General features: G+C 45.8%; 10 protein-coding genes and 1 riboswitch. Of the genes, 3 read left to right on the top strand and 7 right to left on the bottom strand.

Going from position 1 to position 13,777, the window contains the following annotated elements; all coding sequences use genetic code 11:
• Nucleotides 1-29 precede the first annotated feature (29 nt).
• Nucleotides 30-863 (bottom strand): PRD domain-containing protein, encoded by an 834-nt coding sequence (locus DMB88_RS01180; RefSeq protein WP_251384471.1) that lies wholly within the window; start codon nt 861-863, stop codon nt 30-32.
• Between the two features lie 449 nt (nt 864-1,312).
• On the opposite strand from DMB88_RS01180, the gene udk reads away from it, so the two are divergent.
• The 3 genes from udk to DMB88_RS01165 all read left to right on the top strand — a co-directional run bounded on the left by udk (nt 1,313) and on the right by DMB88_RS01165 (nt 7,041).
• A complete protein-coding gene (gene udk / locus DMB88_RS01175; protein WP_128099891.1) occupies nt 1,313-1,945 on the top strand; it encodes a uridine kinase in 633 nt (210 codons plus the stop codon).
• Nucleotides 1,946-2,372: 427 nt separating this feature from the next.
• Entirely contained in the window at nt 2,373-3,647 is a 1,275-nt protein-coding gene (locus tag DMB88_RS01170; RefSeq protein WP_128099890.1) for an S-layer homology domain-containing protein, read from the top strand.
• Between the two features lie 16 nt (nt 3,648-3,663).
• Nucleotides 3,664-7,041 carry a DUF5704 domain-containing protein gene (locus DMB88_RS01165; protein WP_302476280.1) on the top strand — a complete coding sequence of 1,126 codons (3,378 nt, stop codon included), beginning with the start codon at nt 3,664-3,666 and terminating at the stop codon, nt 7,039-7,041.
• Between the two features lie 281 nt (nt 7,042-7,322).
• Here the strand turns inward: DMB88_RS01165 and DMB88_RS01160 are convergent, their stop codons facing one another.
• From DMB88_RS01160 to DMB88_RS01135, 6 genes are all read right to left on the bottom strand, one after another.
• A complete protein-coding gene (locus DMB88_RS01160; protein WP_128099889.1) occupies nt 7,323-8,153 on the bottom strand; it encodes an ABC transporter ATP-binding protein in 831 nt (276 codons plus the stop codon).
• A 2-nt stretch (nt 8,154-8,155) separates the two neighbouring features.
• The gene (locus tag DMB88_RS01155) at nt 8,156-8,947 is read right to left on the bottom strand and encodes an ABC transporter ATP-binding protein (RefSeq protein WP_128099888.1); all 792 of its coding nucleotides are present in this window, start codon (nt 8,945-8,947) and stop codon (nt 8,156-8,158) included.
• Nucleotides 8,947-10,548 (bottom strand): ABC transporter substrate-binding protein, encoded by a 1,602-nt coding sequence (locus tag DMB88_RS01150; protein WP_128099887.1) that lies wholly within the window; start codon nt 10,546-10,548, stop codon nt 8,947-8,949. Before DMB88_RS01150 ends, DMB88_RS01155 begins: the two co-directional genes overlap by 1 nt.
• 13 nt (nt 10,549-10,561) lie before the next feature.
• A complete protein-coding gene (gene nikC, locus DMB88_RS01145; RefSeq protein ID WP_128099886.1) occupies nt 10,562-11,395 on the bottom strand; it encodes a nickel transporter permease in 834 nt (277 codons plus the stop codon).
• On the bottom strand, nt 11,396-12,334 hold the full coding sequence (gene nikB, locus DMB88_RS01140) for a nickel ABC transporter permease (protein ID WP_128099885.1): 939 nt from the start codon (nt 12,332-12,334) through the stop codon (nt 11,396-11,398).
• 175 nt (nt 12,335-12,509) lie between these two features.
• Nucleotides 12,510-12,701, bottom strand: a riboswitch (cobalamin riboswitch).
• 74 nt (nt 12,702-12,775) lie between these two features.
• On the bottom strand, nt 12,776-13,618 hold the full coding sequence (locus tag DMB88_RS01135) for an AraC family transcriptional regulator (protein WP_128099884.1): 843 nt from the start codon (nt 13,616-13,618) through the stop codon (nt 12,776-12,778).
• Nucleotides 13,619-13,777: the final 159 nt, after the last annotated feature.

The following is a 13,777-nucleotide window of genomic DNA, read 5'->3' as shown; positions in this document are numbered from 1 at the left end:
TAACAGTCCATAAGTTGTTATTCGGTTGGTTAATTCGAGATCAATCGTTGAATATGCAGAATGAGATATAACTTTTCATCATCAGAACAGGTCCAGCCATAGTTGTTACTCAGAAAATCAGCGATTTTCTCAACACAGGCCAATTCCTTAGGAAACTTCTCTTTGACCATCAGGAAAAGTGATTCATTCTCATCCTTCAGCGATTTGCCGCTCATCTGTCGCATGATGAAGTACCTTATATGTGTTGCAAATCGCATAAAATGAATCGAGTCTTCCTGAAAATCAATTTTGAGCGCATATTTGATCACGGACAAAATCTCACCCGTTACCGTCGTTACTTTGGTCGTATCACTCATCTCACCCGAGCCCACCTGTGCATTTACAAAATGCAGGGCAATCAGTGTCGTCTCGGCCGCTGGCAAGTCCACATTCGTTTTCTCCTGAATCAGCTTCAACGCTGTCTCACCCACACGGGTCTCATCTGGATATAAGGTGCGAACTTCCCACTCCAACGGGTTCTTGATATGCACACCTTCACGATGCCGGGTCAGTGCAAAACTAATATGGTCGGACAGGGTGAGAAGCAAGTTCGTGTTAAATTGTTTATTCAAAATCTGACTGCCCAGCTTGATGATTTCCTCTGCCAGATATATATCCTCAATGGGAATGCTGTTCAGCAGATCATACATACGGATGTTCTTCGGTGCCACGAAAATTTTCTCAACCAGATCCGTCTCCGTCAGCTCATAAGGGGTTTTCAGAAACCCTACACCCTTACCTACGACGAATACCTCTTCATTCTTATCATTAATGGCAATTGCCACGTTGTTATTTACTTTTTTAATAACCTTCAATGCCCTCACCCCCCGCCTGAAATAAAAAAAGACCGAAAGCGATTACAGTTAAATAATCGAATTCGGTCATGCCTGGCTCTCCCAGTAACAGTCCGTGTTAAGTATATATGTATTATTATAGGCCTGTCCTCCAAAAAGTCAATCATTCAAAATTAGGGAAAATTGGATCCTTTCTCTGTTGAAGTGCACGTGCCGTATGCGTACGTCTTAAATAACAGCATCCAGAACATTAGAGTAAAATAGTACAAGGGCTATTCCATTCGTGACAGTATGCGCACAATCTCCCAAGTAGGCAAAACATGGTCACTTGCTTCAGGTGAAAAAAGAAGTGCCCTATGGTACAATAAAGGAATTGTGCATTCACAGACAGACATGTGGATAAGAGTGATGAATAGATCAGATATCGCACTCTTCATCCATGATCATGCTGCCATTCTAGGGAGGTTTATGGAATAACCATGCTCATCATTGGTATCGCCGGAGGAACCGGATCCGGTAAAACGACGGTAGCTCGCTCCGTTATAGACCGTCTGGGAACAGGTAAAGTAACGTTTATATCCCAAGACAATTATTACAAAGACCAGTCGCAGCTCACACCTGAGCAACGTCGACTCACCAATTACGATCATCCCTTTGCTTTTGATAATGATCTGTTAATTGAGCATCTCACCCTGTTGAAAAAAGGCCAAGCGGCGTATGCTCCCGTATATGACTTCACCATAGATAACCGTGCTGCCGATGAGACGGTTGAACTGGCACCGAACCATATCGTCATTGTAGAAGGATTGCATGTGCTAATCGATGAAACGCTACGTGCCTTAATGGACATTAAAGTGTTCGTAGACACGGATTCCGATGTACGGATTCTACGCAGAGTGCTGCGGGATATCGAGGAACGCGGACGGACGATTCAATCGGTGTACAAGCAATATCTCGAAACTGTGAAACCTATGCACGACGCTTTTATCGAGCCATCCAAAAAATATGCAGATATCATTATTCCCGAAGGTGGACATAATGAAGTCGGCATTCAGATGTTATCCATCCTCACCGAGAAATACCTCACCGGAGAGAACTGGAACCAAACTTAATATATCAGTGAAGCTTTTGAATTAGGTGATCTGCCCTTGCACTTTTTTGAGCGTGCTGCTAGGGCAATCCCTAGTCCATCTTGGAAACATCACTTCATTTTCCAAAATGTTGAAATATCTACTTCTCAAAAGATTAGAAATAGGGTATTCTTGAAGCATATTTATTTTCATTTAAATAACATAACGACCAACACCTTAAAGTATAAGGCTATGAATCTACGGATTCGTGGCCTTTTTTTGTTTTTTAGGGTTGGATAGGTCCCAGGAAGGAGATTATAAGACTCTGTTGGATGAATATTTCTGAAAAACATTACCAACGAACTAAATGCACATGGTAGAATATTGATTATTATGTCAAATTTAGTATCTGGTAGAAGGAAGTACATACCACAGATTGAAAAACGTAGATTCGAGAGGAGTATCATCTATGAAAAAAATAATTGTTTCAGGGATTACGACATTAGCTTTGTTAACGGGGATCGTTGGCGGAATTGGAGCTGGAAACTCAGTTCAAGCCGCGCAAACCACACTAAAGTTTAAAGATGTGCCTTCTACGCACTGGGCAGCTACAGCAATTAATTCAGCAGTAGAGCAAGGCTATTTGAAGGGATACACGGATGGGACATTTAAACCTAGCTCGCCTGTAACCAAAGCCGAAATGGCAAGTATCCTGAGTAGATTGTCAGATCAACCAAACACTCCAAACCCAGCAACAAATAACTTTACAGATATCCCTGAATGGGCGAAAAGCGGCGTCTCTACTGCGATCCAAAAAGGATTCATCAACCCTGCAAATTACAAGGGCACACTCGATGCTAAAGCGTCTCTTAAACGTGGAGAGATGGCCGTTTGGTTAACCCAAGGTTTAGCTACGGTTGATTCTGACTACAAGCAGGCTTTGGATGATGTGAAAAATACCGTTGTTCCCGCGAAGGAGTATTTCACAGGTAATCTGGCTGCTTCAGACAAAAACGCTGTAGCTGTAGCGATGGGTACTGGATTAATGAGTGTCGGAAGTGACAAACAGTTTGGTACCGATCGCACAACCACTCGTGCTGAGGTTGCTGTATTGATTGCTCGTTATGCCAATGTAGCCAAGGCTAAACCTGTTGACTTCAAAGGACTAAATGAACTGCGTCAAGTCGGTTTGACGGGAACGAACTTGAATGTGATAACAAGTGTGTTCAAAAAAACAGCTGAATTTAAAGTACCTCTGGGAAATCGAACATACGAAGATGTGACTGACGATTTCTCCAAAATTAGAAACAAAGATATTATCACGGACACAAATCATGCTGACCTGAAAGTTTTGAATTGGATCATTGTAGATAGCAGTGTTAGCAATAATGAACGAAGCATTTATTACCCAGTATTTGTTGATGAAGGGGTAAGACTTCAGAGCGGAAGATATTTTTCTTTCGTTGAATTTGGACTAAATATCAAATCCAGTTCAATGAGTCAACTTCAAGCAGGAGGATTGCTCAATTCAGCAACATTTAATCCATTGCTTTCACCCCAATCCAAAGCATTTTTATCATATGATGTTCCGAAAATAAGTGATTTCATTGAAAAAAGGGTGTTTATAATTGAAACTCCTGTTTATTGGGCAGATGGCTTGTTACATTCCAAGCAATCTCCCCCTAGAGCTGTAACCTTACAAACTAAAGAGGGGCCGATATTTAGTGTCAGTTATACGCCATAACACGAGGGGAGTGAGGTTGAGATCTAAGTCTCTCGCCAAGAAATTTTTGTTATCTATTCTGATTATCAATACCCTAGTGATACCACTTTCTTATGTAAAAGCTGGTGGCGGACCAGGTACCACAAAACCTGCAATAGAATCTCAATATATGGTGCCTGTTACCCCAGCAAAATCACAGAAAAAGGTTATTCCTGTGGAGGGTTTAAATAAGACAAATATCGGTATTTATATTTACCAGATCGACAATTTAAAATGGAGTGTTGACGGAGAGTGTAATAATACTTTATTAACTAACGATCCGTCTAAAAATCTCCCAGCCTCCTCTACTGTATGTATTAATCTGAGTCTGGACAAAGAGGTATATAAACCAACTGTCTACTTCGATAAAAATGGGATGGATTATAGTTTGTCTGAGGTGACAAACCCATCACGAAAGCCTCATTACATGGATGATTTCCAATACTATGAGATGGATAAAAATATGCCAAAGCTTGTTTCTGTTGATTCGTTTGATGGTTTAAATACTAGATTCACGATGAAAATAGGCGGAGTAATCCTTCCTACAGCTGCTAGGGAATATAATTCTCCCAAGTGGTCGGCAGATTACATTTTCAACACAGATCTGTACTGGAAGGCCTTAGCCGAGATCACTAAAGAAATTAACCTGACCAACGGTGGGCAACTCGGTATCAAAGAACAAAAACAATTAAATGCAACAGTCAAAACCAAAACAGGCGATGGTGGCTTTGGCGCTGAAACGAATGTGAATTCTGGAAATGGGAAGATCACATGGACGTCTTCTAATCCGGCTGTAGCAACAGTTAGCTCATCAGGACTCGTTACGGCAGAATCTAAAGGAACAACAAAGATCACCGTGTTGTGGGAGAAGGATGACTTTAAGCTAACTACCTCGACAAATATTGGTGTAGAAAGTGCACCCGGTGAGCCGGAAGATCCTGGGCAAGGTGGCGGTGGTGGTGCATGTACACCTAATATCGGTCCACCTTCACAGGGAACCACAATGAATAAGAGTGACCTCGATCCGAATGCTCGCGGAGCAATCAAGGCAGATAACAGGGACGCTGAGCGATTCGACGTGCTCAAAGGCATCCCGACTTCTGAATCATTGTATACCAATGCGATTGCGGACAACTACCTGTTTGACCAATCTTGGGCTCGGATGACGGGTAAGACAACGTACGATTGTAGTGTCACTCTCACCTATGAGCGAGAATGGACGATTCCTGGACCAGAAGTTTGCCCGCCAGAAGGCGCTTGTTCACCTGGACCGCCCGTAAAAACAGGGGATACCGTAACCAAACCTTACAACTTCCAAATCACACGAGATTATTCGTACTGGAAAATCAACAAGCTGGAAGTCTATAAAATCGCAAAAGCAACGATGGAGAATTATGCCCTTCCGGGTACAATGGTCACCATGCTGCCCTCGGGCTACACACCGCCAACACTCGAGTCCAGAAATGATGAAGCGGTGGAAAGTCATGTCAAACCCGCACCAACGGCGGCAATCTCGTATACACCACCGAAGCGAACAGGCGGGTTAAACTCACCACCGGATGTACCGGATGATACCGCACTGTTAAAAGGCATGGCCGAGTCGAACACGCCTCAAAGTAAGGTCAATAATGACCTCGTCAAATTTAACAACACTAAGGTCATGGACGACGTGGAAGCAACCAAAGACGGCCCTACGCCAACGAACATTCCTGATCCAACACCGATTGGTCGAGATGTGCTCTATAAGCCAAATAACATGATTAGCAGTTCACTGCTGAACAAAGCAAATACGACGAGTTCGGGTGAGATCTTTTACGATCTGCTTCCCGGTAATGTGAACGGCGGGGCGAACAAAACATTACCTATCCCGGGGATCAACACCGTCACGGTACATACCCCTGTCGTCAACTACGCGTGGGTGTCGGATGATCAGCCGCACAACCAGAAAACGGTACCTGACCCGAACAGTTCGGCGCTAATCTTAGAGCGTCCCTTTATCGTGCGTATTCCAACGTCTGGACAGCACTTGGACGTAGCCAGTTATCCGGGATATGGCAACCGGGATTATGCTAAGTATTTTCGGATCAAACAGGTTCAGTTTCCCTTTGATGTCTACAATGCTGATCGAAGCCAGTTCATCCCTGCAGAAACGTGGGTAGATATCCCGGTAAACCAATTAGATACCCAGTTCTACCTCCCCGTATGGGTCGATGAGGGACATTACCAAGTGAAATTCCGCAATATCGCGGAAAATGCACCCTCGACGTTTACAACCCAACCGGATGCAAACACCAATCTGGCTCACCATGTGGCTACAGATACGGTACCTGTGGAAGTCATTGGGCGGTTGTATGATTTTCATGTGACGGATATCTCGGACTATAACTGGGAAAATGTATTTCGCAAACAAATGGGAAGTTCAGCAGCTAGTGGCGTCAGCTACTGGACAGGTACCAACGGGATCGATGGTGATCCGCGAGGTAATTTAGCACCATTTGTCCTGCCTATTCGTCCGGGGAGTCATCCTGTACAGGGATTTCGGAATATCGCGGTGAAAACAGGTTATCATGTCAAATTCGACCTGAAAACCAAAGGTAATATGTTCGGCACAACCGATGGCGTTCGTATCACCCCTACTTTTGATTTTGTGAGTAAGGATGGCACTACACGGCAGGCCGTGGATCTCTACTACCACCGTGGACAGGAACGTCTTATCCGGATCGGATCGCCGCAGGATTTGGAGAAACGCTTCGTCGTGCTGAACTCACGACTTCGCAATGTACCCGGTACAGAACTTGGAGATACAGCACGTTACCGCTACACCTATGAACTAACGGCACAGGAACGCAACCAAACGACGCTGGCAGAGTACATGGTTCAACTGGTCGACCAGATCTCACACCAGAAAACATGGGTAGGTCGCTACGATTGGATGATTCTACCCGCTTCCATCCGTACACTTATCGGGCCTAAGACCAACATTCCCACGAGTGTGAATGTAGACCGAGCCAATGCCGCCATTCAGCGGTGGTACGGTGAGTATAGCTTGCCAGCCGATGTGTATGCTGTGCCAAAGGGAACGGATCTCACGCCACTAGCCAGGCAAAATGTACTTGATGAGAAGGCGGACGTATTTTTGAAAAATGGATATATCGTCGTTAATTTCAATCTGGAAACGTTACGCGATGGCAATACAGATGCACCGCATCTGCAATACATCCATGCACCACTCATGAATCAGTTGCGACTTGAAGGTTTCAATACGAACCAACTGGATGATCGCGGGAGATCGTTACCTGTGAAGGATGGAGATGTGGTCTTTTACCACGCTGATCAATCCAGCCGGAATGACTTCCAAGCCCAAGTGCCTCACTAAATGCGGTAACCACCAGCAAGAGGAGCTGAGTTTAAAAACCGACAGGTATTATTCAAAAAAAACTACGTTAATAACAAAAGGGTTACCCTGACGTCATCACATGACTTTAAGGTAACCCTTTTGTTGTGTTTCTGTTAATGTATTCTTGTATTCTTTTTGTTCATGTGCCTTCTATCTCTTTTAACCTGATGTAAGTTCGCCAATATCAGTTCAAACGCAAGTTCATCTAATCGGCTCAACCCTTGCTCACTTTACGTAACTCTCAACAGCGCAATCCCCCTCTATCCCGTAATGCCTTGAAGAGTGTCCACCTGCATTTGCTCCTTGATCTCTCTTACCGACAGCACTGAGGCCATTAGACTACGGGTATAGGGATGATTAGCCGAATTATTCAACTGTGAACTTTCCACGACTTCAACCACATCACCTTGATGCATCACCGCAATCCGGTCACTTACCTGCTGTACCACGGCTAGATCATGAGAGATAAAGATCGTAGAAATACTCGTCTGCAAACGAAGCTGTCTGAGCAGCTGCAGAATTTGCTGCTGAATGGAAGCATCCAGCGCCGAAGTTGCTTCGTCAAAGATCATGATATCCGGTTGAACTCCCATGGCACGGGCGATGACAACTCTCTGCTGCTCACCACCACTCAGCTCATGGGGATATTTATTGGCAACGGATGCTGGCAACCCTACGCGTTCTAACAGTTGAATCGCTTCTTCGCCAGCCTGTCGGCGTTTAGACAGGCCATAGTTCACCAGTGGCTCGCTAATAAAGGCTCCAATCTTCAATCGTGGGTTAAAAATCGCTGAAGGCTCTTGAAAAACCATCTGGATCTGCTTGCGCTGTAGCCTCAGAGCTTCGCCCTTCAATCGGGTAATATCCTGCTGATGATACCTGATCTGTCCTGAACTTACTCGTTCCAGATGTGTGACACATTTGGCAAGGGTGCTTTTGCCACTACCGCTCTCACCAACAATCCCTAGACACTCGCCTGGATAGAGATCTAAGTTGATCGAGTGTAGAGCATGCACTACCTTTTGCCCCTTCGACTCATACGTCTTACACAGATCCTTCAGCTCCAGTATCGGGGTTACGCCACATCTCATATTCACTGCCCTCCCAGATCAAGCTCGGGTACGGCTTGTAGAAGCTGCCGAGTATACTCTTCCCGTGGATTCGTAATCAGATTAGCCGCCATTCCATACTCAACCAGTGCACCCTGCTGCATTACACCGATCTGATCTGCCATATGGGCGGCAACCGCTATATTATGCGTTACCATAATAATGCCTGTTCCTTTTCGATCTCTCAGCTCATGCAGTCGCTTCAGCACTTCCAGCTGGGTCGTTACATCCAATGCGCTGGTGGGTTCATCGGTCAGAAGTAGTTCTGGCTCCATTGTTACCGCCATCGCAATAGCTGTTCGTTGCTTCATTCCACCACTGAGCTGGTTGGGATATGCATTCATGATCTGCTGTGGATCGTGCAGTCCCATCCCAGATAACATGTCCAGCGCCATGTCGTAGGCTGTCTTCTTGGATATGTTGAAATGGGTACGAATAGCCTCAATATATTGGCTTCCCACTTTGCGAATCGGATTGAGATACGAACCGCTCGCCTGAAATACAATCGCTATCCGTTTGCCCCGAATCTGGCTCCACTCTGCCGGAGAATAACTTAATATCGACCTTCCCTGAAAAAAAACCTCTCCACTCGTACATTGCCCTCCATCGGGTAACATACCAAGTATCGCACGAAGTAATGTAGACTTCCCACTGCCGCTCTCCCCTACAATGCCCACGATCTCACCGGGCTTCATCGTAAACGAAAGATCTCGCAGCGCGGCTGATCCGCTCTGATACGTCACCGAAAGATTCCGTATATCTAATAGCGGCTTCATTATTGGTTAACCTTGATATTACGATCAAGTAAGTAGAAGTCGATTGGATACATCGTTGCCCCCTGAACCGTGCTTTTGCTAACAATATTGATAGGAGTATAGGTCACGAACAGATATGCCGCATCATCCAGAATCATCTGTTGCGCCTCTGCCGCTAAAGCATACCTTTTCTCCACATCGAATTCCGAATGCAATTGATTAATCACACCATCCAGCTTCTTGTTGCTATACCCACCTACGTTCCACTCAGCTCCGGTCTTGAAGTAGAAATCGAGAATATATTGCGGATCTCCTGTAATCCCCGTATTAATACTGGTTAAGGCGAGATCGAAATTGCCACTCTTCTGATGATCCGTCAGGTCTTCATAAGAGGTCATCTCCAACTGAATCCCAATCTCTTTCAATTGGGACTGCATCGCAGCAGCTACAATGGAATCCGATTCGTAAGCCGTGTTGAGGATCAACTGGAGTGATATTCTCTCTCCATCCTTTTCCCGAATACCATCACCGTCTGTATCTTTGTAGCCCGCTTCATCGAGCAATTGTTTAGCCTTCTCCGGTTCGTAGCTATATCCGCTGATTTGGTCATAGCCAAATGGGAGAGCTGACGTAAACGGCCCTTTGGCTCCCTGACCTCCCACAAGTGTGTTCGCATACATGTCCCGATCAATACCATAGGAAATGGCGCGGCGCACTTCAGGATCACTCAGTGTAGGATTCTTCAGATTGAACCAGACAAACTGTGTCCGTAAACTCGGGATCTCATCAATCGTGTATTGGTTCTTATCTTGAAATAACGCGAGATTACTGCGACCGACGTTACTAGCCACATCAATCTCACTGGATTGTAAGGCAAGTGCACGCGTGCTATCGTCCTTGATATACTTTAACGTCATCGTATCTAGATCAGCCGCACCACCCCAGTATCCATCATACTTTTTCACCTGAATCTCTTGGTCCGGGGTATAGGATGTCACCATAAATGGCCCTGTAGCGATAGGCTCACTGCTAAACTTGGATGTATCCGCAGTAGTATCCACGATAACAAACAGTGGTTCGGCAATATTTCCAAGCAGCGATGCGTAAGGCTCCGTCGTCTTGATTGTAAGGTCTTGTCCTTCCGCTGTCATGGAAGCAATCGGTAACGTGGACTGTCCCCGTTCATTTAATTCCAGCGAGCGTTCAATTGATGTCTTCACAGCCTCTGCTGTCACCTTATTGCCATTGTGGAACGTTACGCCGTCACGAATATGGAAATGCCATGTCTTCTCATCAATCCGATCCCACGTATCTGCAATTTTGGGAACCAGCTTCATATTTTCATCAAACTGAACCAGCGTCTCCCCAATTGCTGCACGCGTAAGTGTCCAACCATTCCATTCCTCTGCAGGATCAAGATTGCTACCAAGCCAAAATAACGCAACGTTCAAGTGGGTTGGCTTCCCCGGTTGGCTCTGATCCGATTGTTCAGATTGCGCTGATTGTCCGGACTTGTCCGTTCCGTCGGTTGTTTGGGATGCACTTCCACATGCTGCAAGCACAAATAACATCACAATCGATAACGCCATAAGCATAAATGACTTCCTGCGAATAAAGTTCATTTTCGTTCCCCCGTTATTTGATTTCTTTCTTAGGATCAAGCACATCTCGAAGGCTATCTCCCAATAAATTAAAGATCATAACCGTGCCAAATATCGCTAGTCCCGGATAAACTAACAACCATGGTGCAGTCTGTAGATACCTTCTGCCTTCATTCAGCATGGCTCCCCATTCCGGTTCAGGTGGCTGTGCACCAAGTCCGAGGAAGGATAGACCCGAGATCGATAACATCATGCCGCCCACATCCATCATCGCCATGACGATCAGCGGTGAGATCATGTTGGGTAGAATTGTTCTGATGATGATCTGACTCCACCGTGCACCGCCGAAGGCGGCGGCGGCTACATACTCTTTTTGCTGTAATGAAATGACGAGACCTCTGGCAAGACGTGCATACTTCGCCCACCACACCACAGACAGAGCTACCACCGTGTTGAATAATCCTGGCCCTAACATGCCGACTACAGCAATAGCGAAGATTAACCCTGGAAAAGCCATGAGCGTATCTGTTAAACGCATTAATACGGTATCTGTCACACCCCGAGCGAATCCCGATATAATACCAATCGTTACACCCAGTGCAAAGACAATACCCGTCATCATAAAGGTGAGAAGTAACGATGTGCGCGCCCCATACAGAAGACGTGACAGAATACAACGCCCAAGCTGGTCTGTACCCAAGGGATACTCCGCGCTAGGTGGTTGAAGCACATGGGCAAAGTTGGTTGTCAGTGGATCATGGGGTGCCAGGATCGGTGCGATTATCGCTAGAATTACCCAGCATCCGGTTAAGGCTAGGATCAATGTAAACCAACGATTTTGTTTGAATACCTGCATCATTTCACTCATCTACACATCCACTTCCAGTCGAATCCGAGGATCCCGCAGATGCGTCCATAGATCAACAAGCAGATTGAGCGTGACATATATTGTCGCCATCCACATGACGTAACCCTGAATCAACGGGTAATCCCGTGTGAAAATGGCATCCACCGCCATCTGACCTACACCTGGCCACACAAACAGACTCTCTACAATCGCTGCACCGCCTAATAATGTCCCGGTAGACATCCCCATCAAGGTAACAATCGGCAGGAGTGCGTTTGGCAAAATATGATGCATAATGACCTGTCTCTCCTTCACACCTCTGGATCTCGCTCCGCTCACATAGTCCTGAGACATTTCATCCAGCATAACTGCTCGAATCTGCCTGCTATACTGTGCAATCAGCGGAACCGCCAGCGTACAGGTAGGCAGGATCAGGCTGTTCCATCCCGTACTCCCCATCACTGGCAGCAGCTTCAGTTGAACGCCAAATATGAGCATGAGTAACATTCCCAGCCAGAAGCTTGGCATCGACAACCCAGCAAAAGAGAATAAACGAATCGCATAATCCAGCCATTTATTCCGATAGATTGCCGAGAGAATTCCCAGTGGAAATGAGATCACGATGACGATAAGCATAGCGCTACCTGTTAGCCGTAGTGTTGCTGGTAGACGAGACAACAAGATGTCCACTACAGGGCGATCATACTTATAGGAAGTACCGAAGTCGCCTTGGAGCACATGACCCAGCCACGTACCATAACGCATCCAAAAGGGCTGGTCGAGCCCAAGCTGGCTGCGCACCTGTCTGACCAACTCGTCGGTTGGCGTGACCCCTGTGGACATCAGCATCAGCCTTGCTGGGTCTCCTGGAGACAAGTAGGTTAACAGGAAAGTCAGAAAGGTAATGCCGAACAATACGGCTACCAATTGAACTAATCTTTTAATGATGTATCTGCTCACGCGTTCAGACGTCCTCTCCCCCAAGCTCCATCGCTCTGCAATGGAATGGTACAATCTATCTCCCGCTACCAAAAAAACGCCCTTCTCCGTGTTACCGGTTAAGGACGCCTTAAATAGACAGATTTTCAGAAAAAATCATGCTTCTCTAAACACCTTCCTATCTCCCGTAGGTTACTAACGTGTCGTTAAATTAGGCAGGTCTCCTGGCTCCAGAATCATCGTCAGACAGCACCTTCCCGGCTTACACCAGTGGCAATACGCTGTATGACTCCTCTGTTACAGTGGCGGGACCGCGCCGGTATTACACCGGACTTCCCTATTAAGCTTTTATCCGAATCGATAAAGCACCTAATTCCACATATTCAATTGGTTTCTGTACAAGTATAGCTGGCAGACTGATAATGTTCAAAACTTTTATTACATGAAATTAAAATAATCCATCTATATGGTTGGATTAGGCTGTAATCTAGATGCTTTGGGAGATACTCCTGTTACCCGTTTGAACATCTTAGAAAATAACAGCGGATCGGTATATCCCACTGAATGGGCTACCTCACTAATAGATAATACAGGATTTTGCAGTAGCTCAGCCGCGCGGTTGATCCGATATTCAAGGAAGAAAGCCTGAAGTGACTTGCCATACCGCTCCTTGAAAAGCCCGGAGAGATAAGTACGATCCAGCCCAACAGATTGCGCGATATCTAGGATCGAGGTTTTCTGACTGTACCGGTTCTCCATATATTGTAGAGCCTGACGAATATATTCTTCCTTGGTGGACACAGGACGATCCGTCTTTTCTTCCGTCTTGGGAGAAGAAGCAATCAGCTCCGCAATTAACCGATATAACAGGCTTTGGCTAAATATATCGCCGCCATGCCGTGACGAGGCCTGAACTATGTCAGTATACAACTGATCAAACCATATGGGGTCTTGAGCTTCAAACACAGGGTGTTCCGGACTTAGATAGGCTCGCTGCATAAATGTTTTGGCATGCACACCTCTGAATCCAAACCAAGAATACGTCCACGGATCACTTGCATCTGCCTCATAGTGGATAATCGTATCCGGGACAATGACAAATCCCTGTCCTGGCGAGAGATGGTATTCCCGGTTCTCCATCTGCACCATGCCTCGCCCTTCATGAATGTAATGAATAATGTAGGAGTCGCGGACACCTGGACCCCAATAATGAGATGGCTCACAGTCCTCCCATCCGAAAAATAGCAGCACCAGCTCCATCTGTGTCCAGTCTAAAGAAACCACATTCATTTCAATTCGACTCATCTCACGCACTTCCTTCCCTCAATACGCATCAATGATTGTTGTTAATATTATAACAGGTAAATGGGTCATATTATCTATGTAAGCGACACCAAAAATGGGATTATGCCATATTTAAGATAGGTTGCACCATAGTTATCCGCCTCCAATGAGCCTATAGTG

Origin of the sequence: Paenibacillus sp. DCT19, assembly GCF_003268635.1 — a bacterium.
Lineage (GTDB): Bacteria > Bacillota > Bacilli > Paenibacillales > Paenibacillaceae > Paenibacillus.
Note: the sequence above shows the minus strand (reverse complement) of the source record. Positions and strands in the feature narration are given on the sequence as shown.